The sequence below is a fragment of the Pseudomonas sp. BLCC-B112 genome (assembly GCF_028550695.1).
GTDB classification, from domain to species: Bacteria; Pseudomonadota; Gammaproteobacteria; order Pseudomonadales; family Pseudomonadaceae; genus Aquipseudomonas; species Aquipseudomonas danubii.
Genome location: NZ_JAQQGK010000001.1, coordinates 902,491 through 925,773, shown reverse-complemented (window position 1 = coordinate 925,773; position 23,283 = coordinate 902,491). Strand labels below are relative to the sequence as shown.

The 23,283-nt window shown below is 51.2% G+C and carries 16 protein-coding genes and 2 pseudogenes; 8 read left to right on the top strand and 10 right to left on the bottom strand.

The features are described from left to right. Nucleotides 1-2 precede the first annotated feature (2 nt). Nucleotides 3-968, bottom strand: coding sequence for a hypothetical protein (locus PQT43_RS04330; protein WP_110651970.1), 966 nt, complete (start codon nucleotides 966-968; stop codon nucleotides 3-5). 144 nt (nucleotides 969-1,112) lie between these two features. Between PQT43_RS04330 and PQT43_RS04325 the strand changes: the two genes are divergently transcribed. Together PQT43_RS04325 and PQT43_RS04320 are read left to right on the top strand one after the other, a co-directional pair. Further along, nucleotides 1,113-2,204 carry a TauD/TfdA family dioxygenase gene (locus tag PQT43_RS04325; RefSeq protein ID WP_110652005.1) on the top strand — a complete coding sequence of 364 codons (1,092 nt, stop codon included), beginning with the start codon at nucleotides 1,113-1,115 and terminating at the stop codon, nucleotides 2,202-2,204. Nucleotides 2,205-2,416: 212 nt separating this feature from the next. After that, the gene (locus tag PQT43_RS04320) at nucleotides 2,417-2,743 is read left to right on the top strand and encodes a hypothetical protein (RefSeq protein WP_110651969.1); all 327 of its coding nucleotides are present in this window, start codon (nucleotides 2,417-2,419) and stop codon (nucleotides 2,741-2,743) included. Between the two features lie 56 nt (nucleotides 2,744-2,799). On the opposite strand, the gene PQT43_RS04315 is transcribed toward PQT43_RS04320, so the two are convergent. Next, nucleotides 2,800-3,306: a hypothetical protein gene (locus tag PQT43_RS04315; RefSeq protein ID WP_146232932.1), complete on the bottom strand. Its 507-nt coding sequence runs from the start codon at nucleotides 3,304-3,306 to the stop codon at nucleotides 2,800-2,802. 1,661 nt (nucleotides 3,307-4,967) lie between these two features. Here PQT43_RS04315 and PQT43_RS04310 point away from each other — a divergent pair. Continuing rightward, entirely contained in the window at nucleotides 4,968-7,733 is a 2,766-nt protein-coding gene (locus PQT43_RS04310) for a UvrD-helicase domain-containing protein (protein ID WP_258379218.1), read from the top strand. A gap of 91 nt (nucleotides 7,734-7,824) precedes the next feature. Here PQT43_RS04310 and PQT43_RS04305 read toward each other — a convergent pair whose 3' ends face one another. Continuing rightward, the gene (locus PQT43_RS04305) at nucleotides 7,825-8,688 is read right to left on the bottom strand and encodes a hypothetical protein (RefSeq protein WP_110651965.1); all 864 of its coding nucleotides are present in this window, start codon (nucleotides 8,686-8,688) and stop codon (nucleotides 7,825-7,827) included. A gap of 15 nt (nucleotides 8,689-8,703) precedes the next feature. Further along, nucleotides 8,704-9,597, bottom strand: coding sequence for an OST-HTH/LOTUS domain-containing protein (locus tag PQT43_RS04300; protein ID WP_146232931.1), 894 nt, complete (start codon nucleotides 9,595-9,597; stop codon nucleotides 8,704-8,706). A 593-nt stretch (nucleotides 9,598-10,190) separates the two neighbouring features. On the opposite strand from PQT43_RS04300, the gene PQT43_RS04295 reads away from it, so the two are divergent. The 3 genes from PQT43_RS04295 (at nucleotide 10,191) to PQT43_RS04285 (ending at nucleotide 12,678) form a co-directional block, all read left to right on the top strand. Next, a complete protein-coding gene (locus tag PQT43_RS04295; RefSeq protein WP_110651963.1) occupies nucleotides 10,191-10,847 on the top strand; it encodes a hypothetical protein in 657 nt (218 codons plus the stop codon). Next, nucleotides 10,844-12,058 carry an XRE family transcriptional regulator gene (locus PQT43_RS04290; protein WP_110651962.1) on the top strand — a complete coding sequence of 405 codons (1,215 nt, stop codon included), beginning with the start codon at nucleotides 10,844-10,846 and terminating at the stop codon, nucleotides 12,056-12,058. The genes PQT43_RS04295 and PQT43_RS04290 overlap by 4 nt, the downstream gene beginning before the upstream one ends. 230 nt (nucleotides 12,059-12,288) lie before the next feature. Further along, nucleotides 12,289-12,678, top strand: coding sequence for a hypothetical protein (locus PQT43_RS04285; RefSeq protein WP_181433924.1), 390 nt, complete (start codon nucleotides 12,289-12,291; stop codon nucleotides 12,676-12,678). Here PQT43_RS04285 and PQT43_RS04280 read toward each other — a convergent pair. After that, nucleotides 12,633-13,234, bottom strand: a pseudogene (locus PQT43_RS04280) (IS3 family transposase); the annotation flags it as partial. The gene PQT43_RS04285 and the pseudogene PQT43_RS04280 overlap by 46 nt on opposite strands. A gap of 101 nt (nucleotides 13,235-13,335) precedes the next feature. After that, a complete protein-coding gene (locus PQT43_RS04275; protein ID WP_146232929.1) occupies nucleotides 13,336-14,175 on the bottom strand; it encodes an AraC family transcriptional regulator in 840 nt (279 codons plus the stop codon). Between the two features lie 77 nt (nucleotides 14,176-14,252). On the opposite strand from PQT43_RS04275, the gene PQT43_RS04270 reads away from it, so the two are divergent. Together PQT43_RS04270 and PQT43_RS04265 are read left to right on the top strand one after the other, a co-directional pair. Continuing rightward, nucleotides 14,253-14,717: a cupin domain-containing protein gene (locus tag PQT43_RS04270; protein ID WP_110651960.1), complete on the top strand. Its 465-nt coding sequence runs from the start codon at nucleotides 14,253-14,255 to the stop codon at nucleotides 14,715-14,717. Nucleotides 14,718-14,792: 75 nt separating this feature from the next. After that, nucleotides 14,793-14,923 (top strand): annotated as a pseudogene (locus PQT43_RS04265) (DUF2256 domain-containing protein). A gap of 43 nt (nucleotides 14,924-14,966) precedes the next feature. On the opposite strand, the gene PQT43_RS04260 reads toward PQT43_RS04265, so the two are convergent. From PQT43_RS04260 to PQT43_RS04245, 4 genes are all read right to left on the bottom strand, one after another. Continuing rightward, nucleotides 14,967-15,332 carry a histone-like nucleoid-structuring protein, MvaT/MvaU family gene (locus tag PQT43_RS04260; protein WP_110651959.1) on the bottom strand — a complete coding sequence of 122 codons (366 nt, stop codon included), beginning with the start codon at nucleotides 15,330-15,332 and terminating at the stop codon, nucleotides 14,967-14,969. A gap of 670 nt (nucleotides 15,333-16,002) precedes the next feature. After that, complete coding sequence (locus PQT43_RS04255; protein WP_110651957.1) at nucleotides 16,003-16,950, bottom strand: diguanylate cyclase; 948 nt, start codon at nucleotides 16,948-16,950, stop codon at nucleotides 16,003-16,005. Beyond that, complete coding sequence (locus PQT43_RS04250) at nucleotides 16,951-21,492, bottom strand: PAS domain-containing hybrid sensor histidine kinase/response regulator (RefSeq protein ID WP_220039254.1); 4,542 nt, start codon at nucleotides 21,490-21,492, stop codon at nucleotides 16,951-16,953. A 61-nt stretch (nucleotides 21,493-21,553) separates the two neighbouring features. Then, on the bottom strand, nucleotides 21,554-23,275 hold the full coding sequence (locus PQT43_RS04245; RefSeq protein ID WP_110651956.1) for a putative bifunctional diguanylate cyclase/phosphodiesterase: 1,722 nt from the start codon (nucleotides 23,273-23,275) through the stop codon (nucleotides 21,554-21,556). Between the last annotated feature and the right edge of the window lie 8 nt (nucleotides 23,276-23,283).

The window sequence follows — 23,283 nt, the reverse complement described above, 5'->3', positions numbered from 1 at the left end:
ACTTAGCCCTCTAGATTCAGGAGACGCTCTTGCTCCTCAGCCGGCAGCTGAAGCTCTTTGACTGCAACACTCCAAGCCTTGCGTTCCGCTTGCACGGTAGGTTTCCCGTCAGTCGCTTTGAAAGCTGGAACGCACTGGGTGGCGAACCGACGCTCCAAGGCTACCGAGACAACGTCCAAAGGCTTCTTCAACACAACGGCCAGCTTCGCCAGGACTCGCGCAGGCGCCAGTACCGAACCACCAAGGATCATGTTGGTTAGGCCGCGTTGCTCACCTAGATCGATCTGAGGAGCGAGAGCACGAGCCTTGACCCCACTGACCTGCTCAATCGCCTTGATAGCCTCTAAGACAGCCTCATCACTAGTATTCGAGCCTGTCGTCACCTCACGCACAGCGGCAGCGTGAGGGCAATGGCTCAACGCGTTGGCGAGAAGGAAGTTGGAGAATGATGACAACGAGCGCTCATATTCACCTGCGCGTAAACGCGTTCTCATCACCAGGCGCCTGTCAGCCCGGATAATCCAACTCTCCGAATCAGCGCCCTCGTAATCATTGGCAGTGCGCTCGTAGTCAGTCAGCAGCTCCGAAGGGTCTACTGTCCTTGATTCTGTGTCGAATCGAGTCAACCCATCCTGTAACAGATCTCGCGCAGCGATCGACAGCGAAACCCCACGGCGTTTTGCTACGCCTCTTACCAACTCGTGAAGCGAGACCTTGGTAGTTAAACCAATTTGCAAGCGGGCAGCTTGGGTTCGTTCATCGGTGGTATTGGTAGTAGCGGTAGGTTGCATGGTCGTCTCCAAAGTCTGCTTATCCGCAGGCACTGTGCGTGAGACAGGTGGCATTGCTGACCGTTCGTCAGCAGGAACTTGAGGAATCAGTTCGACGAGCACGGACATCAAGCCAAGCAGCAGGTGCGGCTCGTCCTTGCCAGTGACCACCACAGGCCGGCCATTAGCCAGAGTCATCTCACATTCAATGCCCTGAGAGGTCTCCCGCAGGTGCATGAATGGCTTAAGGCAGGCTAGGAAACTAGCGCACCCTTGGAGATAATCGGCAGGCTGAAGCTTGGGCATTTTCATAGACGGATTTGGTCGCTGGTGGGGTCGTGCGTGAGAATCACGCTGGCGTACATCACTTTTATATCACTCGCGCGTGTAGGGACACAATTGATCCAGGCAATCTTTACAGAAGCAGTCCGTGTCGTAGTCAGCGAATGGCGAGCGAACGTGACCTTTGAGCAAGTGCTTGAGTACTTGACGCGCCCTGGCGATCTGGGGCGTGAGCTGCAGCCTGCGATCGAACGTGAGCTGATCAGCCGGGGCAGCAGCTGCGCAGAGGTACAAGCCTTTGCATGGGCACAACCTTGCCTGACGCTGGAGGGTATCTTCCAGCCAGATGACCTACCCGACACCCCCATTGATTTTTGCCCAGTGCCTGAAGCAGAAGGCACAGTCATTGCCCGAGTAACTGCGATCGCGTGCCTTGCGGCTATCAATTCCGCCACGGTTTCTTACGGCTCCGAGAACGGAGGCGACCTATTCGTGAACCTGGTGGTGTTCCCGCCTGGCCGAGGTAAACTCACAGTCAAATCGACGGAAAAGATGAGCGGGCACACCGATGGCGTGACCTTCCCGCTGCGCGGGTACCGCGACCCCCTGAATGACCGCATTGCACCTTCTCCGGATTTCGTGTGCTTGTCGGCATTGCGCAATCCGAAGCAAGTGCCGACCACGGTGATGCCCCTCGACCATCTCATGGCGCGGCTGAGCCAAGAGCATATCGATGAGCTCCAGAAGCCCCAGTACATCATCGGTTCACAGGAGACCTTCCGCGATGGAATGGCAGCCATCCTTGGTGACGAGCTTGATGTCGATGATGCGCAGCTGCTCTTCCAAGTGAATGGGAACTGGTGGATTCGATTCAGCCACCGCACCACGCAGATTGCTGATATCAACCATAGATCCGCACAGGAGGCGATGGACGCTCTGAAGCACGCATGTACTGAATGCGCGATCGCTGTACCTCTGCAGCCAGGTGATATCGCCCTGGTGAACAATCGCATTGCGCTACACGGTCGCAGTGAGCCTGGAAGTGAATACGGCGAGCAAACACGCTGGCTCCTGCGCAGCTACGGGCTAGAAATCACTGATATCGACCCTAGCCAGTGGCATGAGGGCAGCGACTTCAAGCTATACCCGTAAACTTGAGAGTCCGGGGCGATTCAAACACATATTCCTGACACCGCCGCCGAAGGCCATGATGCCCACACTACGCACACCTGCAACGAGAGCGGATCGCTGGACTCTCTCCAATACAGCTTTGGTGAATCCCCGCCCTAGCACGCAACCTCAATAGTGCCCTCGTGTCCCGTGCTGGCTAGAATTACTGCTACAACGCCTAAAGGAGGCCGTTAATGCCAGACTCCAGAAATGAGCTGCCCCTTTGCCCCAAGAAGTACATCCAAGCCGTAAGCTTGATTCAGGGGCCTGACTACCCTCTCACACTCATCCGCAGCAAGCTGCAACTCAACGAGACCGCCGAACTCATTTTTTCCGAGTTCGCCGACAGCTATTTTCTGAAGGTCGATGACCAAGACAGGTGGGAGAATCAGCGCGTGGGAATGATCGACGCGGTGTCGACGATGCCGTTTAAGTCGCTCGGGATTTTCAAAGAAGAAATCGCGACGTGGTCAGCAGATGACGTTGCCAGAGCCCAAAGCGTTGAAGGCTTCGGTGACTAAGCACGTTCAACGCGAAGACTCTACTCACAAAGGAGTGGATTCACGTCACGCCCGAGCTACGAGTAAAGTGAGTCATCGTTTTTACCATCATCATCGTAATCAGGCTCGGAACCTTCCAACTCCTCATATTCAACCTCATAACCTATGAGGCCGCTTTGGTAGAGACCAATCTCGTACGTCCTTGACTTCAACTCTTCATGGGCGCTGCGAATCGCCAGGACGGTGGCTTCGATATGCAGGGCGCCCTTGAGACCTTTTCTAAGCTTGTTCACACGTAGCAGACAGCCCAGATGACGGATGCCAAGAAGCCACTTGGTACGTGCTGAGCCTGAGGTTCCTTCGTTCCTGTCGAAGACGAACGTGATTTCGACATTGTTGACGCTTCGTCGACCCCGAACCATGTCCGAACAACTGCGATCGAAATCAGGCAGAGAGCCGACACAACCGATGACGATCAGGAGCATCTCAACACAATGAACGACTAGTTGCCTCACCGGGACAAGATCAAAGCCCCAGGTCTCCCGCAAAACACTGGTCGCGGATTGAAGCAGGAGCATGCCCATCGATTATCAGCTTCTGCTGCAGATGGCGTACGAGATGCCAGGCCAAAGGTTCACGGATTTCCAAGCAACCTTCGATCTGATGGAAGCCATTGGGGCGCTGCGTAGCAAGGGCCTCTCGAAGCGCCGTAAAGCCAACAGCCCCGATGACCGACCTGTGAACACGGATGAGATTATCCAGCCCAGGACGACGCTGGTAGGCGCTTACGATCGATCCAAGGATCAGAGGCAAATCATCCCCATAGGCTCTGCACGCAAGAGACCAGAGCGGACTATCAGACAGTGCGGTCATAGGATCCGATGTCGGGTTCGCATTATCAATAAATTGGCAACATAACCCCAGGCGCGCGCCGAATCTAGGATACTGAAGGCGTTCGGCAAACTCCTTTCGAAGTCCGACGCTAAGGGCGATGGTGTTCGCGCATGTTCGAGCCGGACGCGATCGCCCTGCCAAGGAATCCCATGCGCCAACGAATCATCACGGAAACCTGTAAACCTATTTTTTAACGTGTTAATCGCCGCAGTTTACAGTCTAAAAATTAGGTTTACAGGCCAACATTGTCGAACCGAGCTTCAGGTTACCAAATGCGTTTCGCTAGAAATATGACGGTGACGGACGCTTGTAGACGCCTGTTGTCCGAGACAGGTGGAATTTCAGACGGACTGATCCCAGCAAAAGAGCCTTATTGGTTTGACGTCAAAGCGTAAGCAGCAGCCTGAGGCTGCAAAGTAAAACGATTTCTCCTCCGCCCCCAGCCCCATCATTCCAGCCTCAACTTCACCTCCAGCCCTCAAAACCGTGTGATCTAGAAGCCGTAAATATCAGACATAAAAGCCGGTGGGATCCTGTGAGAAAAGCGGTGCCTGGGCCACTGCAGCTTTTCTCTTGCCTTCAAATATAAGAACTCCGTCTCGCTTAAAATTTTTCAAGGGGGTGGGGTGCGAATTAGTCAGAAACCTCCGACGAACGGTCACTAAATTGAAAAATTGCCAAAGGCTGATTTCCCACCCGAGGCCAGAGAAAACGGGCCCTGCAGACATAAAATCACCGGGTTATGAGCCACAACCACGCTTCATGCACGAGAAAACGGTCTGGGAGCATCCTGACCTGCAGCGAGCAGGCCATCACACGGACGTCCATGTGAACCGAATTCGCTTCTGGATAAGGTGCTCAACCGCGCAGGGGTGGCACGCTTTCTCAAGTGGCTCACCATTTGCCTGAGCTCACCACGGTGATAAAAGCGGTGATGATCCGGTTCAACAATCAAACTGAACCGACCGGATTGATCGAGCACGGCCAGTCCCGTACGTGCGGCTCAGAGATAGGTTGTGGGCACCCTTAAGTCATATCACAATGCCACTCCGGGTGGCGTTACGCATCTTTGCACCACCTTCCGGGTTTGCTCAGAGCAATTTTCCCTGTAGCGCATACCCTATTTAATCAAAAAGGAAGTGCACCGAACGCCAAGCGTTGATGCCGGTGCTGGTACCAGATGCTCACAAAACTCTCTCCTCCATGGTGGACTCGCTGGCTTCCATTGTCTGCGCACGCTCTGAACATTTCCGCTGCCGGCATTGAGATTCACACGCGAAGAGGCGCTGAGAGTGTTGAGTGGGCTGCAATCAACCATCGTCCCAAAAGGTCTCCCATTTGGTTTCTGCACATGGCATCCATCAACACGTCGCGCGGAATCTCACGCCTTTACTTTCGTACAGAGCAGCAAAGAGATGCCGCATGGGAAGCGCTTACCCGGGCTTGGTACACCCCCCGTATTACGGCAGCCCAAACTCACCTAAAGGCTTTCGAAGAGGCCCTGCTGAGCGAACGCTACCTACGGACGTCAAGATGGGAACCTTACAGACTGAAGGCTCTGTCATGGGCAAGCACATGCCCTCCGGCCCCACCCAAAGGTCTTCTAACGCTTGAGCAGCAAAACCACCTAGCCCAGATGAGGGATCTCACTCAGCATCCCGAGAAATGGCTGCAGAAATCCCGTGACACTTACGTTGCCCAGGCCCAGGTCGACTATCACGACCTGTTTGAGAACGTCGAGAGCAGCCCGCTGACAACTGACCAACGCAAGGCGTGCATCATTGATGAGGATAACAATCTCATCCTCGCCGGCGCGGGTACCGGTAAGACGAGTACCGTCATTGGCCGAGTTGCCTTTCTCGTTGAAAGTGGACAAGCCAAGCCCGAAGAGATCCTGCTCCTAGCGTACGGCAGCAAAGCCGCCGAAGAATTGAGGGAACGCCTTGAAAGTAAGCTGGGTATCAAGGGCGTCACCGCTGAAACCTTCCACCGGCTGGGCAAATGCATCGTTCACAAGTCGGAGGCGGATCCAGCTGCCACCAGCCCCATGGCTACCGACAAAACCCTGAAAGCCCATTTCATCAACACCGTCTTTGAGGCCAAACAACGAGAGTCTGGGTACCGAAAACTGCTGCTGAGCTACTTCGAGCAGTGGCTGTACCCTGTTCGTAACCCCTTCGACTTTAAAACTCTAGGCGAATACTACCGATTCCTGCAGGACAACGAGATTCGCACGCTCAAGGGCGAAGCCGTGAAAGGTTTCGGAGAGTGCGACATTGCCAATTTCCTGTTCAAAAATGGAATCGAATACAAGTACGAGGCCGTCTACAACACGGCGATACGAATGCGGGCTCGCGGCGCCTACTGCCCTGATTTCTACCTCCCAGAGTACGGTATCTACATCGAACATTTTGGCACGGATCGTAATGGTGATACCGCTCCCTACATTGACCGAGACCAATACCACACCGACATGGAGTGGAAACGCGAGGTTCACAAGCAGGGCGCCACAACGCTGATCGAGACGTTCCATTATGAAAAGCAGGAAGGCGTATTACTCGATGCATTGAAGAAGCACCTGGTTAACGCAGGCGTCCTACTGGATCCGCTGCCCCCAGAAGCAGTTCTGGAAACCCTGCGCGAGTTCGGTGCCATTACTCGGTTCGCAGAAATTCTGACGGACATGCTTGGATTGCTTCGAGCTGCGAATCTGAACGACCAGGAGCTAAAGGATTTGATCGCTCGATCTGCCGATCCAGCCCAGATCAACGCGGCATTAGACCTTCTCACACCTATTGTTGAGGCCTACGTGGAGGCGCTCGACGACGAGAAGAAGATGGACTTTGATGACATGATCAACAAAGCCTATAAATACGTGCTCGACGGCAGCTTCAAGAGCCCATGGAAATTCATCATCGTTGATGAATTCCAGGACATCGCAAAATCTCGGGCAGACCTGGTCAGAGCCCTGCGCAAAAGCCACGAGGACGTCTCCGTCTTCTGTGTAGGTGACGACTGGCAGTCGATCTTCAGGTTCACTGGTAGCGACATTAGCTTCACAGCCGATTTCGAGAAAATCTTCGGCGCCACCAAGGCCAGTGAGCTCAAGAAAACATTCCGTTTCAACAGCATGATTGGTGCAGTAGCCAGTCGCTTCGTAATGCGAAATAACCGGCAGATTACGAAGGACATAAAGTCCCACACTATCGTGGATACACCGACGGTGTCCTTGGTTAGGGCTCCTCTGGGAGAAGACTCCGCCAAAGCTGAGACGATTGAACGCACGGTAGACCGCATCAGCCAAACTGCAAGGCCAGGCTCCTCGGTTTACTTCCTTGCGAGGTTCAAGTTTGACTTGCCCAACCTCGAAGCCCTGGCAAGCCAGTACCCCAACCTCTCCTTCAAAAATGACTCAATCCACAGTTCAAAAGGCAAAGAGGCGGACTACGTCATTATTCTGGGCTTGGCAAAAGGCAAGTACGGACTGCCCTCAGAGATCGTGACTCACCCGCTGATCGAAGCTCTGCAGCCACCTGCAGAAGCCTACCCTCACGCTGAAGAGCGCCGACTGTTCTATGTAGCGTTGACACGCGCAAAACACCGCGTGTACCTGCTATGCGACATGATGCGCTGTTCCCCCTTCGTACAAGAGCTGATTGAGGGCAAATATCCCCTGGAATACGAAGAGTTCGAAACCGCCCCCGAACAGGTGAACGCGCTCGCGGCCAATTGCCCTGTGTGCACCCAGGGTAACCTGGTCAACAGGGTGAGGAAATCTGACAAAGCCCCGTTCATTGGCTGCTCGAACTTCCCGCAATGCAATCACAGAGAGAGCGGCTGCCCGTCTTGTAAGGCTCCCATGATCCGATCGGGACGTTATCGTCTCTGCGTGTCACCAAGCTGCAATGGCTGGGTCGCTGTCTGCCCCAAAACGGGTGGGAAGATGGTCTTCCGCGAAAAAGTCAACAAGTGGGGATGCTCGCATTACAAGAGAGCAGAAAATGATTCATGTCGGCACATGGAGCGGCACATTGAAGCCCCACCGAGCAAGCCTGGCATCTGCACGGATGTTGAGAACGACCAGGGCTCGTCGCGGGGACAGCCCTCCCCCTGGTAGTAATCACCCTTGTATTACGACTGTGCTACCCACTTCCGGCATAGGCTGCCCAGCAGGGGGCGGCCTGAGTCGCAGCCAGTCACGCGGGAGCTCAAGCGGGCTCTATCACCAAGTCGATGGTGCGAGTGATATTTGTATCGGGGTGCGGGCCAACATAGAGAAGGAAGACCCAGAGTAATTGCTCATGGGTGAGCATCTGAAAATAGATCCTGGCCGCCCCCTGCGGCGATGTGCGATCACCACTTTTCAGGTGAAGATTATGCACCTCATCCCGGATGACCCTGCCGTTCACGCTAATTTTGAGCTTGGTCTGAATTCCGCCGGTTTTGGCGAAGTGGAGGTTTCGGGTTTTGAAGAACTCGTCTAGCCCGACGCCGCACCCGTTGCCCGCCACCAGCTCGACGAAAGCCTCCATCGCCGAAGTGACAAACCCCTGGCGGTAGTCGGGCAATCCATCGCAAAGCTCGATCGCGTCAGCAATCAGGACAAGTCGCGGGCTGGATGCTACCGCCCTGGCGATGTGCTGCGAGAGCGGTGGGTCTGGAGCAATTTCGTCTACCAGCGCGTGCATGAGAGCGTCAAACACCGCATCCAGGAACCGCTCGGTTACCTTGGGGCGAGGAATGTGGAGATATGGCCAATCGTCGACTTCCATTTGGAAGTCATACACCTGCGCGCCCATCTCAACCATTGTCTCAAGCTCATCCTCCACATCACCAGGCACGGGCGCGTAGGGCAGAACGTAGACTTCAGCGTTCTCGAATCCCCCTTCCAGAGGTTCGTAGTACTGCCTCAGCAGCGTGACCGCCATCTCAGGCTTCGGCATCAGCTGGAGCCTACCGACTCGATCCACGTCAGTGATGATCGTACTCGGAGAGATGCCACGACCTTCCAGAGCACTTTCGATCCTTCTTCGCAACTGCTTCGGCACGCCGATTAGGAAGACCTGTCTCATGACTGCTCACATGCGTCAGAACTTGGATTTGCTCAGCACGCTGTTAAGCAGTACGGGAATGGCTGATTTCAGGATGTCTTCGTCGCTCATCAACTCCAGCAAGCGAATGGCCTGTTGACGAGGGCTGAGGATGTTGCCTGATGGGGTCGCTGGGCGCTCAACTGCAGGTGCGCCGGCAGCTGGCGGTTGAATGCTCAGGTGGTCAGGATTGATGTTGTGTTCAACGGCCCACGCTTGGATCTTTTCGCTGATTTTGAGCGTGCGCATCTGACGCCATTGCAGTTCCCGATCACCGAGAGCCTTGGTAAAGGCCGCGTTCACGTCGCTGCTATACGTCGATTCCACCAGTGCCTGCAGGGGCACCAGTTCACCGGGCGTAACTGCTGCTAGCTCCAGAAATTCGCGCATCCACGCTCGATGTGCTTCGACCGGAATTTGCACAATTTCTACGAAGTCTGCGGGTTTGCTGTCAACGAGCCGATGATAGTCGTGGTCAACGCCTTCCACGAAGTGAATGACCCGATTGGTAACCAAGTTGTAGAACCGCTTACGGCTGATGTCCGGGTTCGTAAAGGCTTGCCAGACGTCACTGCGCAAAGCAGTGGGCCGATCGACCTTCGTCCGGCTTTCCCGACTGACAGGCTTCTGCCGAACCGGTGCCGCGTCACGCTTTACCGTGACGCGCACGTCGCCCGAGCCCTCTGGCCATTCGAGCTTGACGTAGTCCCCAAGCTGGCCCTTCAGGAAATCAGCGAATTTACGGAAGCCGTACTTCTTCTCATCAAGGGCCGGGTGGCCTTGAGATATAAGGGTGGCATTGAGGCGTTGCTTGAGACGAGCACCGAGCTCGCCAGAAGAATTCGAAATCAGCTCGATGATGATTCGAGTGATGAGTTGCAATTCGTCCATAAAGATCCCAGGCTGAAAGCAATACCCCGCCACAGAGTGTGGCGGGTATCTTGGTGTCTATCATATGCTCTGGGTTCCAAACTGTTGGCAACGTCGTCTGAAGGGTAGAACTCCATACCAGTCAGCGCTTGGGCGTTGCTACAGCCCTTGAGAAGCGATTCCGTCGCTCCAAGAATGGAGCTATCGATCTCGTAGTAGCCCTTCCTGAAAATCATGATGATCAGGAAGCCGTACGACAATGTTAAGCGCACCACATGTTGTGAGTCAACGTCGCAACGTGTACTACATCTGCACCTCGCTTCGAAACGCCAAGCCGAACGAGGACTGAAAGCCTGCGATACCTAAGACCTTCGCAGATCACAGATGCAGAGCCGAGTAGGTCTCGAAGCCGCCCTCCCCTGCAAAAGCAGATAACCTTGACCTCAGCCGGGTCTCCAGCTTGGGAGTCACCCGTAGCCCAAAACCTCAAGCCATTGCTTCATTCGCTCACCTGGATTTTCGACGCCATAAAGTCATAGAATACGCAGCATCCCTGGCCATACGAAATTTTTTCAAGGTATAATCCCGCAACCCGAAACTCGAGAATCCTCTATATGAGCAAAACCCGCCAGCCCTCCATTCCCGAATTATTGATCCGCCACGTCCCTCGAAACATTGTGATGGGTGCCGAGGATGCCTGTGAAGCAGGTGCGCTCCGTGCCTATTTGGACACAAAGGACATGGACAAAAATCATCGGAAGAATGCGCTTGGGCAGATGCGGGCTTTCCGGATGAACGAGTCTTTCGAGCAGATGCTGCTTGCCGCCGATGCAGTCCATACACCCCTTAAAGGCAATGGGGTCGTCCTGGGACACGCTGGCATCTTCAAGTTCGGCCGGGTGAATATGTCCTCCTCCCTTTGGAACAACGTCAAGCGCGGCGCCACCCGTCGTCAGCTCGCGGAGGCCAACCAGGCCATGACTCAGCTGGTTCAGCCGTCGCTTTTTGCTCCGGAACCTATCACCTCCGGTACGTTCTTCTTCGTATCGTGCTTCAGCGGCTCGCTGACCAATCAGCCCGAATCACCACTGGAAATCCACATCGCGGTGCCGGATGCGGAAATGAAAGGTTGGCTTTTCCGAGAGCCGTTGAGTAAGTTCCTCGCTCGCTACGATGCAGCACCAGAGCAGGTGGACAATGCGAAGCCGAAGCTCAAAACAGGTGTGCTCGAAACGGGTCTATTCGAAATAGGGCAAGATACAGAATCATGAGTCGTGGAATCACAGGGTTCGAGCCGGGGCGGCTAGTACAAGCGCTCGCGGCTCGCGGCCTTTCTCAAGTCGCACTGGCAAGCATGGTGGGAGTCTCCCCTGCCACGATAAGCAAGTGGAAAAGCGGGCAGCAGTCTCCCGAGGCTGAAGCATTGGCTAGCCTTTCTCAGGTCATCAATGTGGCACCTGAATGGTTCACCCGCCCTTTACCTGAGAAATGCTCTCTCCCCTTGTTCCGAAGCAATGCCTCGGCGCACGCCAGCGCTCGAACGATGCTTGAAGCACGTCTCGAATGGGCTCAGGACATCGCGCTTGCGTTGGGTGAGTTCGTGGACTTCCCAGAAGTGAATCTGCCTAAGCGCCAGTTCACAGATCCAGAGCAGATCACCAGCGCCGACATCGAAGAAGCTGCCGATGAATGTCGCGAGCTTTGGGGCCTAGGTCGCCGTGCAATACCTGACCTGGCAATGGCGGTCGAAGGCGCCGGCGTTATCTTGGTGCGCGAAGAAACCGGCGTTGCAACCATTGAGGGATTGTCGGCGTGGAGTCAGGTGTTGAACCGTCCACTCGTGCTGCTTTCCGCTGACAAGCAAAACGGCTTCCGCAGTCGCTTCGACCTGGCCCACGAACTTGGCCATCTGATCCTGCACAAAGGAATCGAGCGCTCGACTGACCCTATTCGGCACAAAATGATGGAAGACCAGGCGCACCGCTTTGCAGGCGCCTTCTTGCTTCCAGCCGAGACATTCGCCGCTGAAGTCCGCAGCCCGGTTACCCTGGATAGCCTCCTCCTGCTCAAACAGCGGTGGGGCGTTTCTGTGGCAGCCATGGTCATGCGCCTCTGGGCATTGAAGGTGATCGATGATGATGCAAAGGGCCTGCTCTTCAAGCGCCGCTCAGCTCGCTGGGGCGTGAAAGCAGAACCAGGTGATGAAGGTCGCTCACCTGAACAACCTCGTCTCCTCAAACGCACCATCGAGCTGCTGGCCTCTTCAGGCGTCTTGCCTGTGAACGGAGTCGCTGCCTATATCGGTCTGGCAGCAACGGATATCGAGATGCTGACAGGCTTACCCAACCGCTACCTCAGTGGCAATGCTGAAGTGGTGCACTTGGCCAAGCTCAAGAGTAACAGTAGCCCCATGACTCCCGTGACTGTTGCGCATAAAGCACCGGATGCAGGGGTAGTGCTCCCGTTCAATCGCGGTAGATGATTTTCACGGAGGCCAGTGTTGGCCTACGTTGATCAAATACCCTCCGGAGCTGATGTGGCATGCCCCCTGGGCATACTGCCGAAGCGCGGCCTGTACTCATCGCATTGACATATCCCATGCGGAGACCCAGGGCCAACCGTTCGGAGGGGGCATACCGTCCCGTGGCCCCGATCATTACCGCAATAATTCAAAACAGCACCACCTATATTGATCGGATAGGGTGAACATAGATGGGACGCAAGTGGCTCGCTCAAGAGCGACGGACTAAAGAAGAACTCTTCGACGCGTTGGTAAAAAATGCCCTTGGCTTCGTGAATACGTCGATTGAGCATCTGAAGAAAAAGCCTAAGAACGCCATCGTCGACCTTTACACAGCGGTCGAATTGTTTCTGAAAGCGCGACTGATGAGCGAGCATTGGACGTTGATGCTATCCAAGCCTGAAACCGGAGACCTCCAAAGCCTTGCGGTAGGAGATTTTCTCTCCGTCTCTCTCGATGATGCCTTGAAGCGGATTCCGGCCATCATCGGCGAAAAGATCGAGAAAGAGGCCTCCGACAATTTCAAAGCCCTGGGTGGCTTACCGCCGTGCTTTCCAGGGCGGCGTCGATACCCTGTCTGAGAGCGCAGACCTTCAAGACGCATCAGCCTCGCCACACGATGCCGACCACAATCCTCACCGACCTCGCGCAGATCGTCATGGATTTTGCGATATCCATAAACACCGCCGCTCTCCAGCCAGGAATGCTTGATCAAACCCAGCAGTCGCTGGTCGTCTTTGGCGCGTAAAGATTGTGGCTCAGACAGCCAGGCGTAATAACCGCTGGGATGGACTTTCAGCGTCAGGCAAAGCCGTCGAATCGAATAGTCGCCCGCGCGCCGCTTGATAAAGGCGTACTTCAGCCGCATTCCTTGGCAAAGTACGCGGCGGCCTTTTTTAATATGTCTCGCTCTTCAGTGACGCGCTTGAGTTCCGCTCGCAGACGACGCAGTTCAGCGTGCTGATCATCATCCTGCTGCCGTTCTTCTTGGGGTTTGCTGTAGCGCTTTATCCAGACATAGAGGCTATGCGTCGATACGCCAAGACGGGCCGCTACCTCAGCGACAGGCAGCTTCTTTTCGGTGACTTGATTGACTGCTTGGATTTTGAATTCTTCGGGGTAACGCGGGTTGCTCATGGCACCTCCTAATTGACCTCAGTTTAAGGCAAAGAGGTGTCTACGAAACCCGGGGCGATTCATCTGATTCACGCCGCTTCTTTCAGAATGCTGTTTTCAGGCTATTGTCCTTTGTACCCCACGCTAGGCAATGAAACATATTTTGCGGGCGTGGTGCCGAGCGCAAGCTTGAACATCCTGATGAAGCTCGTTACGGCCTCATACCCTAGGTCTCCTGCTACTTGCTGGACGCTCTTCTCCTCAGCCAACAACTTCAGCGCGACCATCAGATGAAGCTGTCGACGCCATTTACCGAACGACATCCCGGTTTCCTTGAACAGCTGTCGTGAAAATGTGCGTTCGCTCATCCCGCCAAAACTTGCCCATTGCTCTAGCGTTCTTCTATTGTCAGGAGCCTGGATTAATGCTTCAGCTATCCTTTTCAACCTCGAATCAGCGGGTATTGGGAAATACGTGCTCACCCTTGGCATAGCGCTCAACTCTTCAAGCAGTAATTGAGTGATGAGATCTTTACTGAGAGTAGTGCGGTCGCTGCGACCTTCGCATAGTTCAATAATCATTTCGCGCAACATGGCACTGATACTGAACGTACAGCACTCGTCTGGAAGAGTAGATGCTGAGGGTTTGATGAAAAGGAAATAGCCATGGGCATTAGCAGAGGCGCGACTCTGATGCGGGACGCCGGCAGGAATCCAGAGAGCGCAATGTGGTGGCACTATCCAATGGTTATCGGCCACCTCGCACGCGACAACCCCCTGCATTGACAACACCAGTTGCCCTAGCTCATGAACATGAGCCTTTGATCCCGAGAGTCCCTCACTAAAGGCCGTAAAGCTGATCGCAGTTACGATTTTTCCTGACGCGCCGGAAGGTAGAAGTAGATGCTTTGCCATTTTGACGTTTTTTGCAGATAAATTGACCAGATATACAAATCCTAACACGGCTTATCCCAATAAAATCCTCCACAAGCGTGAGATGGCTATCCACCCATCCTGGCCGGAAATTACTGGAGGAAATTATGAGTAGTAATTCGATTAAAGCCCGCATGATCAGCCCTAGTGAGGGGCATCACGTTTTGCACCCTACAGGCGCCCGCATGAACATCAAGGTGTTTGCTACCGAAACGGGAGGAGTCTATTCGCTTATGGAGACCGTACTCCCACCTGGAGGTGTAGTGCCGCGACATATACACGAGGGTGAGGATGAAAATAACTATATCCTCGAAGGACAGCTAGCCATGCAGATTGGCGAGGATTTTCACTTAGCCGGGCCGGGCAGCTATGTCGTTGCTCCGCGCGGCGTACAGCAGTATTTTAAGAACGACGGTGACAGCGATTGTCGATTTCTCACCACCTTTACCCCTGGAGGAGCAGAAGGTTTTTTCAGGGAAGCCGGTGAATTGATACGTCGTCTCGCTCCAGAAAAGCCTAGTTCGGAAGAACTGCTCCAGCTCCAGCAAAGATATGGTCTGAGCTATCTATAAAGGCGAAAAAAGATCGAGATACCTTTGGGGTGTACCATCAGATGTTGTTCGCTCGATAGACAATGGTGAGTCATTTTGAAAAAGAGTGAGCTACCGGTAAAACGTACGTGACCTGCGGCCTTCCATTCACATGGAGGAAAAAGTGGGCACGCTGCTGGGAGGAAGTGCGCTACTGCTCGGAGCGCTGCCGACGCAGCAAAGGCTGAATCAAAAAAGGGCCGTTAGAGGCCCCTTAATGTTCAATCCAAGTCACTTGGTCAACCAGGATTCAACGGTCGCGGCGCCGTGCTTTATTTTCCATTCCTTCAGCGTTTTGTGGTTACCACCCTTGGTTTCAACGACTTCGCCAGTGTGAGGATTTTTATAAACCTTCAGCTGGCGAGGCTTACGACTACGGACTTTCGACTCGACGGCTGAAGCAAGACGGCCTGCTTGTGGATCTAACACATTGATCACGTCTTTCAGGCTGTAGCCATATTTTGCGAGCAAATCGCGAAGCTTCGTTTCGAATTCGATTTCTTTCTTCAGGCCAGCATCGCCCTTCAAGGCTTCGAGCGCTTGGAGCTGTTCGGCGAGGTGTTTTTCGAGTTGACGGAATTCGGCAAGTTTAGACATTAAAACTCTCACTTTGATTTGATAGGTATGGCATACACTTGAACCCTTCAATCTCTAACATACTAGGCAATTTTCTGACCAGTAGGAATTAAATTTTCGGGCTGCATCACCATAATGAAAAGTAAAATAAGTAGCACCTGGTGCGTTACCTAAAAAATGTAGCTTTTACCACCTTGGTTGATACGGGTGAGGTTAGACTGCGTGCTCAAAGCAAAAGTCAACCGAGGAGACACGAACAATGAGACCTAGATTTGTGCTTGTTCCAGCGGTTCAAGTCGAACGGAGATCCCATGGTTCAGGATTTCATGTTCAATCGCAGGCCCACCTAGGTCGTTTTGACATTTACGACAATCAAGAGAAAGTAAGGCTAGCGTATGGGTTTCAAGACAAGACTGTTGCAGAGACCGCGTGTGCAAAAATCAACTTGGAGGCGGATAACCCGAATTTGCCGCTGGGTGAAAAATCCATCAAAAACTAATCGAGTGGCACCAACGCCATTTGTGCAGGGGAGTCAGGAGCGTACCTACAATTGGCATTCACGTTACCACTTCTTGGCTGGAAATTTATTAACTATAAACCCGAAAGTCCCTGCTGTATGAACAAGGCCCTTGAACACTATGCTTAAAGGCAATCGCGAGCATCTTTCGATTAAAGCATAGGCTGGAGATGTCTACGGTACCGGAGGCAGTCCAGAGACAACACGCCCCCGCCCACTCTCCTTAGCTTCATAGAGTCGCTTATCCGCTTCGTTTATTAGCCCTTTCAATTCAAGATCTCCCATCGGCGTAACTGTTGCCACGCCTAGTGAAATAGTTACAACACAGTCTACATCCGAGGCGACATGTTCGATGCGTAGGGCACGCACGTGTGCCAACATCCTCTCTGCTATCTCAAATGCACCCAAATGATCGGTCTTTGGCAAAACACAGGCAAACTCTTCACCACCATATCGAGCGACCAGATCATAAGGACGCTTAACGCACTCAGACAAAGCCTGGGCAATTGATATAAGGCAACTATCGCCGGCTTGATGGCCGTAATGATCGTTATAGCGTTTAAAAAAATCTACATCCACTAATATAAGCGATAGCGGTTTTTGCTCTCGAAAGCACTGCCGCCAATCTGCTGAAATATCTTGATCAAATTTACGACGATTCGCGACGCCCGTTAGTCCATCCATGAGCGCCATTGACCTCAACAAATCGTTCTGTAGCTTCAACGTGAGATGCGTTCTGACACGCGCTTTAACAATCGTTGGATTAACTGGTTTGCTAATGAAATCCACAGCACCAAGCTCAAAACCCTGAATTTCGTCAGCCTCTTGTTGATTACCAGTGATAAAAATTATAGGAATATTCTGTGTTTCAGGATTAGCTTTTAGACGTCTACAGACTTCATGGCCGTCTATGCCATCCATAACTACATCTAGCAAAATCAAATCTGGAGCTTGGTCTTGACATATCTCAATTGCTTGCTGGCCACTAGTTGCCATAAAAACATCACAATTCTCACGGAATAACTCATGAAGTATCCGTATATTAGTCGCCTGATCGTCAACCAAAAGTAGCTTTGGTCGGACGAATGAATGAGGCAGCCAGGTATCCATTAATCCACCCATTTAAAAAGACTCCAACAAATCTTGCCCCATTGGTATTGCAGCACGAAAGTCTAGAGATTCTACTTTTAGGCAGAAATCATTGAATCTTTCACGTAGTAAATCTGGAGTTTTTGGAGCTACGTCGGCTGCTAAGTCCAGAGCATCAAGATTCCCGGCTTTCAATAAGATCAAAATCTCTTTTAGGCAATCTTTCCACTGCGTCAATTCCATTTTTTCAACGTTGCTAGTAACACTTGAAGGATAGGTAAAGCCAAAGTCCAGATTCATTTTCTGGATACTTTTGGTCAGTAGCACTTCAAGTTCTGAAACCCATGTCATATCCGAAAGCAAGTTTGCCTTGGATATCTCGTCTCCATGTTTTATTTTTTGCTCTAGACTGCCTGCATACTCAGATAGTGATGTCGCCCCCATACTACCGCTACTTCCTTTGATGGTATGAAGCACAAGCGCCGCATTTAAAGTGTCATGGCGTAGAATATCATGCCGCAATCGCACAAGCTGCTTTTCCAATTCAGGGCCAAAACTACTCAGTACCTTTTTGATCAAGTCAAGATTACCTCCAAAACGATTGATAATCGTATTTTTATTTTCAACAATATCCCGACCTTCGCCTATCTTATTAGGGCTCTGAAGTATTGGCTCGAATCTACCGCTTACTTGAGACAGCAATGTAGCGACGAGATGTTCTAAATCGATAGGTTTACCCACATGCTCATTCATACCTGCTGCAATACATTCTTCTCGATCACTAATTGAGGCATTCGCGGTCATTGCTAAAATCGGAAGTTCTAGAAACTCGTCATGAGATCGAATACGACGTGTTGCTTCCAGACCATCAATATCAGGCATCTGAATATCCATTAACACTACGTCGAACGAAACTCGCTCTTCCACAACCTTTTTAACTCCCTCCAATCCACCCTCTGCAAGCGTCACGTGAGCCCCCTCACTTGTGAGTAATTCATCGGCGACCTGTCGATTGAACTCATTATCCTCGACGACCAAGAGCCTCAGTCCACTGAGACGTTTGGGCCTATCAATATTGGGGGTTTTATAAGCGGTGGGAAAACTACTTCCCCCACTGAAGGCTTGATTCACAGCATCTGCCAATTGCTTAGGAGTAATGGGCTTAGTTAAAAAACCAACAAAAGGAGCATTCCCATCTTTATTTGCATCGGCTAATACTTCACGGCCATATGCAGTGATCATAATTATCATGGGCGGAGGCAGACTATTAGACGACTGCTGGATCATTTGTGCGGCACTCAACCCATCCACAACGGGCATACGCCAGTCCATCAATACCACGTTGTAAGGTTCGCCTGATGCTTGGGCACATAAAACACTTTCCACCGCTTGAGCGCCACCACTCACTTCATCTGCTTTCCAGCCCAGCGCACGTACGGTTCTGACTAACAGCTCACTAGCCATTGCATTATCGTCGACCACTAGCACGCGTATATGCTCATCGACTCCAGGACAAAAAGATCTTAGGAGAGACTTATCGGCAATATCTAATGTGATATCAAACCAGAAGCGACTTCCGACACCCTCTTGGCTTTCGACTTGAAGATCACCTCCCATAAGGCTGACCAACCGCTTACATATCACAAGCCCCAAGCCTGTACCGCCAAAGCGCCGAGAAGTTGAAGCTTCTGCTTGTGTGAATCCCTCAAAAATCCTCAAAAGCTGCTGCGAATTAATACCGATACCAGTATCAGATACTGCAATGCGAACAGTTATATTTTCCTCCGTATCAAGGATCTGGTGAATGCTAACTACGACTTGGCCTTCCGAAGTGAATTTGAGTGCATTCCCTGCTAAATTAATAAGCACTTGCTGCAGTCGTAGACTATCGCCGATCAGATCATTTGGGAGATTAGAGTCTATATCGAATATGACCTCTACCTCTTTCTGCCCTTGGTTACCGGCCAACACTACCGCAAGATCACACATTAAAGTCTCAAGCTGGAACGGATGCAGATCGAGCTGGAGTTTGCCCACCTCAATCTTTGAGTAATCTAGAATGTCATTAAGCAAGCTAAGAAGCGATTTTGCTGCGGTTTGGGCCTTAGTGACATAATCAAGCTGGCGACCATTCAGCTCCGTATTCTGTACTAGCTGCAACATACCCAACACTGCGTTCATGGGTGTACGTATTTCATGACTCATGTTGGCTAGGAATGCTGACTTAGCTGCACTGGCTAGATCTGCTTGCTCTTTTGCATAAAGTAAACGCGACTCCAGTTCTCGCTGTGAAGTGATGTCCCTATTGATACCGGTAACACAAAAAGCTGTACCTGAAGAATCGCGCTCAATCTGCGCGCCTGCCTGAATGAAGCGGATCTGGCCATCAGGGCGGACGACACGAAAAACTGTATCGTATGTACCAGCCCCATCGACAGCGGCGTTAAGCCTTGCAGAAGTGTCTACGACATCATCGGGATGAACACGCGAATACCAGTGGGAGTAATTCAAACCGCTATTACGCAATGACATAGGTTGACCATACAGCTCGAACATCCTGTCGTTCCACTGCAAAGCATTATCCGCTAATGTCCAAGACCAGATACCAAGCTCTGCTACGTCAGCGGCCAAAACCAATTGCTCATGCATCGCCATTAGTTCGCTTCGCTGCCTCTCGGTCGTTTCCAGGCTAGCAGCCAGCTCTCTTTCTGCAGCTTTACGCTCGGTGATATCTACTGCGATACCCAAGTAACCACTTAGTTTACCATCGTCATCACGCATCGACGTTACGACCAGAGTGACGGGAAAACTCGAACCGTCTTTGCGAATATATGTCCACTCCCGCGTTTCTGCTCCTTCATTGTTAGGTTTTTGAGTGAAAACGTAGAAACCATCGACGGTTTGAGAATACTCTTGGCTCAGTTCAACGCCGCGCGCATCGACTTCATCCGTGTCATGGAAAACTATAGGGGTGCATTTACCTATCAAATCGTCGGCTGTATAGCCAAGCATCTGCTCGGCACCATCATTGAATACGCGAATAACACCATCCATGTCTGTCGCAATAATTGAAACCTCAGTAGCAGAACGCAGCACGCTTCCGAGCAAAACATTGAGACTTCGTAATTCGTGAGTTCGCTGCGCCACCTGTTCTTCCAAGCTCGAGTTAAGCTCAAGAATACGTGCCTCTGCCTGTTTCTTCGCAGAAATATCCCTTACAGCTTTGGAGGCGCCAACGATGCGACCGTCCTCGCCATAAATAGGTGAGACACTTATAGAAACATCAACAAGGCACCGATTTTTATCGAAACGTTTGGTATCGAAATTTTCGACTCGCTCACCGAGCCTTATACGAGCAAGTAGATCAATCTCCTCCGTCTTTAGCTCTGGCGGGACAATCATATTTGCCAATGATTGGCCTATGGCCTCTTCGGACGTATAAATAAATAGACGCTCTGCCGCCTTATTCCAAGTGGTTACAACACCGTCGAGCGTTTTTCCGATAATAGCCTCAGCCGAGCTTTCAAGAATCGTTGCTAGCCTCGCTTGCTCCGATATTACTTGCCTTCGACGCTCACGACTGACACTCATGACACCTATCAAAGTCGCCACAAGAAATGTAAGTAAAAAACCCAATAACAAAACAAAAGCCGGTGAAACTTGATTTAACCGATCTAGGTACAAAGAGTTTACAGCCAACTCGATTTTCCATTGCCTGCCGAACACCTCACGCTCAACTTGATGGGACATAAGCGATGCGTCGCTAGCAGAGCTCGTGCTTTCATAAAAAAGTTGTTCTTGGCCTGGTACAGTTACATCTCGCAACTTTAGATGTACAGCACTATTTTCTATGCCAAGACTGTTAAGTACCTGTTCGGTCTGGAGGACAGCATAGCTCCATCCGAAAGCTGCTTTCTCTCTTTCGGCCTGAGTCACAGGAGTAATACCATCGCGATAAATCGGCATCATTAACAAGAAAGATTGCTGCGGCTTTCCAATGGCCTGCACAAGCGTAATGGGCCCGGTGAGTCGCGCCATGCCGCTTTGCATCGATGATTCAGCAGCCTCCCTCCTTGCTGTTTCAGACGCTATATCTAAGCCAATTGCCGCACGATTTTCTTCAACCGGTTCAACATACTGTATTATGTAGCGCTCACCGGTATGAGCTGCGAGCTGTCGTATTGAAAAATCAGCAGCTCCATCAGCCCGTGCAGATTTTAGAAATTCAATTTCATCATGCTGTGGCACACGCCTAATGAAGCCCATAGCTCTCGCCCCGGGAAACTCAGAAGTAAGGTTACGGGTATTTTGATACTTTTTAAAAAGCTCACGGCTGATGCCATGCTCGCCCGCAGTAATTACGGCGCCACGAGTTCCTCTCAAACCGTATTGGTAAAGTTTAAGTCGCTCTAAAACCAGACCTGCCACCTGTTCGGTCGTTGCTACAACCGAATCTTCAGCCTGTCGCTCATTGACGCGATAGACGATCAAGCTTAAAACAAAGCTCGCACCTATACCGAGAGCCAAGGTGAGAACGGCTCCCCAGCTCAATGTAGATTTTTTTGTTTTAATCAATCGCGAGCCCTCGGTGTTAAAGGTATTAATAGGCCAAACCACAATATGAAAAATACTCAGTTTAACTTACGTATTTACTTGCATCCTCACCATCAAAAACTATACTGCCAGCTAAATAATTTAACAACTTATCGTATGGTATAGGATGACAGTATAGATAGCCTTGCATAATCTGGCAGCCTTTTTGAAAAAGCGCTTCCGCCTGAGCTTGGGACTCTACTCCTTCAGCAACCAATTCGAGATTTAGTGCTAGGCCGAGTTGAATGATCGCTTCAATAATTGCAGAATCGCTTTTATCTGTAAGCATGCACCTAACAAAGCCTTGATCAATCTTTAAAATATCAATTGGAAAGCGTTTTAGATAAGCAAGGCTTGAGTAGCCAGTACCGAAGTCATCAATAGAGATACGTACCCCTAACGCTCTGACTTTAAGAAGTATCTTTCTGACCCCATCAGCATCCTGCGCTAGTACACCTTCAGTTATTTCCAATTCCAAATACTTTCCTTCGAGTCCGGACTCAAGCAAAGTTCTTTCGACCATCGAAAAAAATGATTCTTCCAGAAATTGCACCAAAGAAATATTCACACTTACCGAAATGTCATAGCCCTGTGTACGCAGCCTCTCCGCATCTTTGCACGCCTGTAACAAGACATACTTCCCTATTGGAATTATCAGCCCTGTCTCCTCAGCCAAAGGAATGAACTCATCCGGCGAAATAAGCGCTCCATCATTATTACGCCATCGTATTAGCGCTTCCAATCCGACTATTCGCTTTTTCTGTATATTTATTTTTGGTTGGTAAAAAATCTCAAAAACTCGCTTCTCCAAAGCATCTCGAATATGACGTTCAAGTAAGTGCTTAGCGCGGATATCGTTCTGACTGCGCGAGGAGTAATAACAATACCTATTACGACCTGCCAATTTTGCCTGATATTTTGCTGAGTCAGCGTGCTGATAAAGGGATTCAGCATCCGTGCTGTCATCAGGAAAAATACTGATTCCTATGCTTACAGATAAATCGTGGCGTAGGCCTTTAATTGAAAGAGGATTCGAGATATTTTCGATCAATTTTCCTGCGTACAAATCAACTTCTTCAACAGCTAATACTTCCGACAGCAAAAGTACAAACTCGTCGCCTCCCACCCTGCTAAGGGTATCCTGCATAGGTATAGCTTGACTTAAGCGTGATGCAACAACTTGCAAAACCAAGTCACCCGCAGAGTACCCAAACGCGTCGTTTATAAACTTAAAATTATCAAGATTAATTATGAGCAATGCAACTCGCAAACATTTACTATTCGCACTTTCCAAAGCCTGATCAATACGCAGCATCAACAACCTTCTGTTGCCTAGTCCTGTCAATGCGTCGTAACTGGATACTCTTTTAGCTTCATTACGCAATCCTATGTGCGCTTTAATACGCGCCCTGGCAATCGGAATATTTATCGGCTTCTCAATAAAGTCTACACCGCCGCACTCTAACGCAAGTAGCTCTTCATCTTTTTTTGTGTGAGCGCTTACAAAGATAACGGCTATACCAGAAAAATCTGGGTCGGCCTTTAAAACTTTGCAGACATCGAAACCATTCATCCCTGGCATTTCTATGTCAAGCAACACTAAATCCGGCTTGCACTGCCTTGCAATTTCTAGAGCATCTTCTCCTCTTTGAGCGATATATATCTCAGCTAAACCTCCTACTGCTGCACTTAGCGTGCGCAGATCAGAAACCTGATCATCTACAATCAAAACAACTGATTTTGACATGGGCGTTAAACTCTGCATTCCGTCGC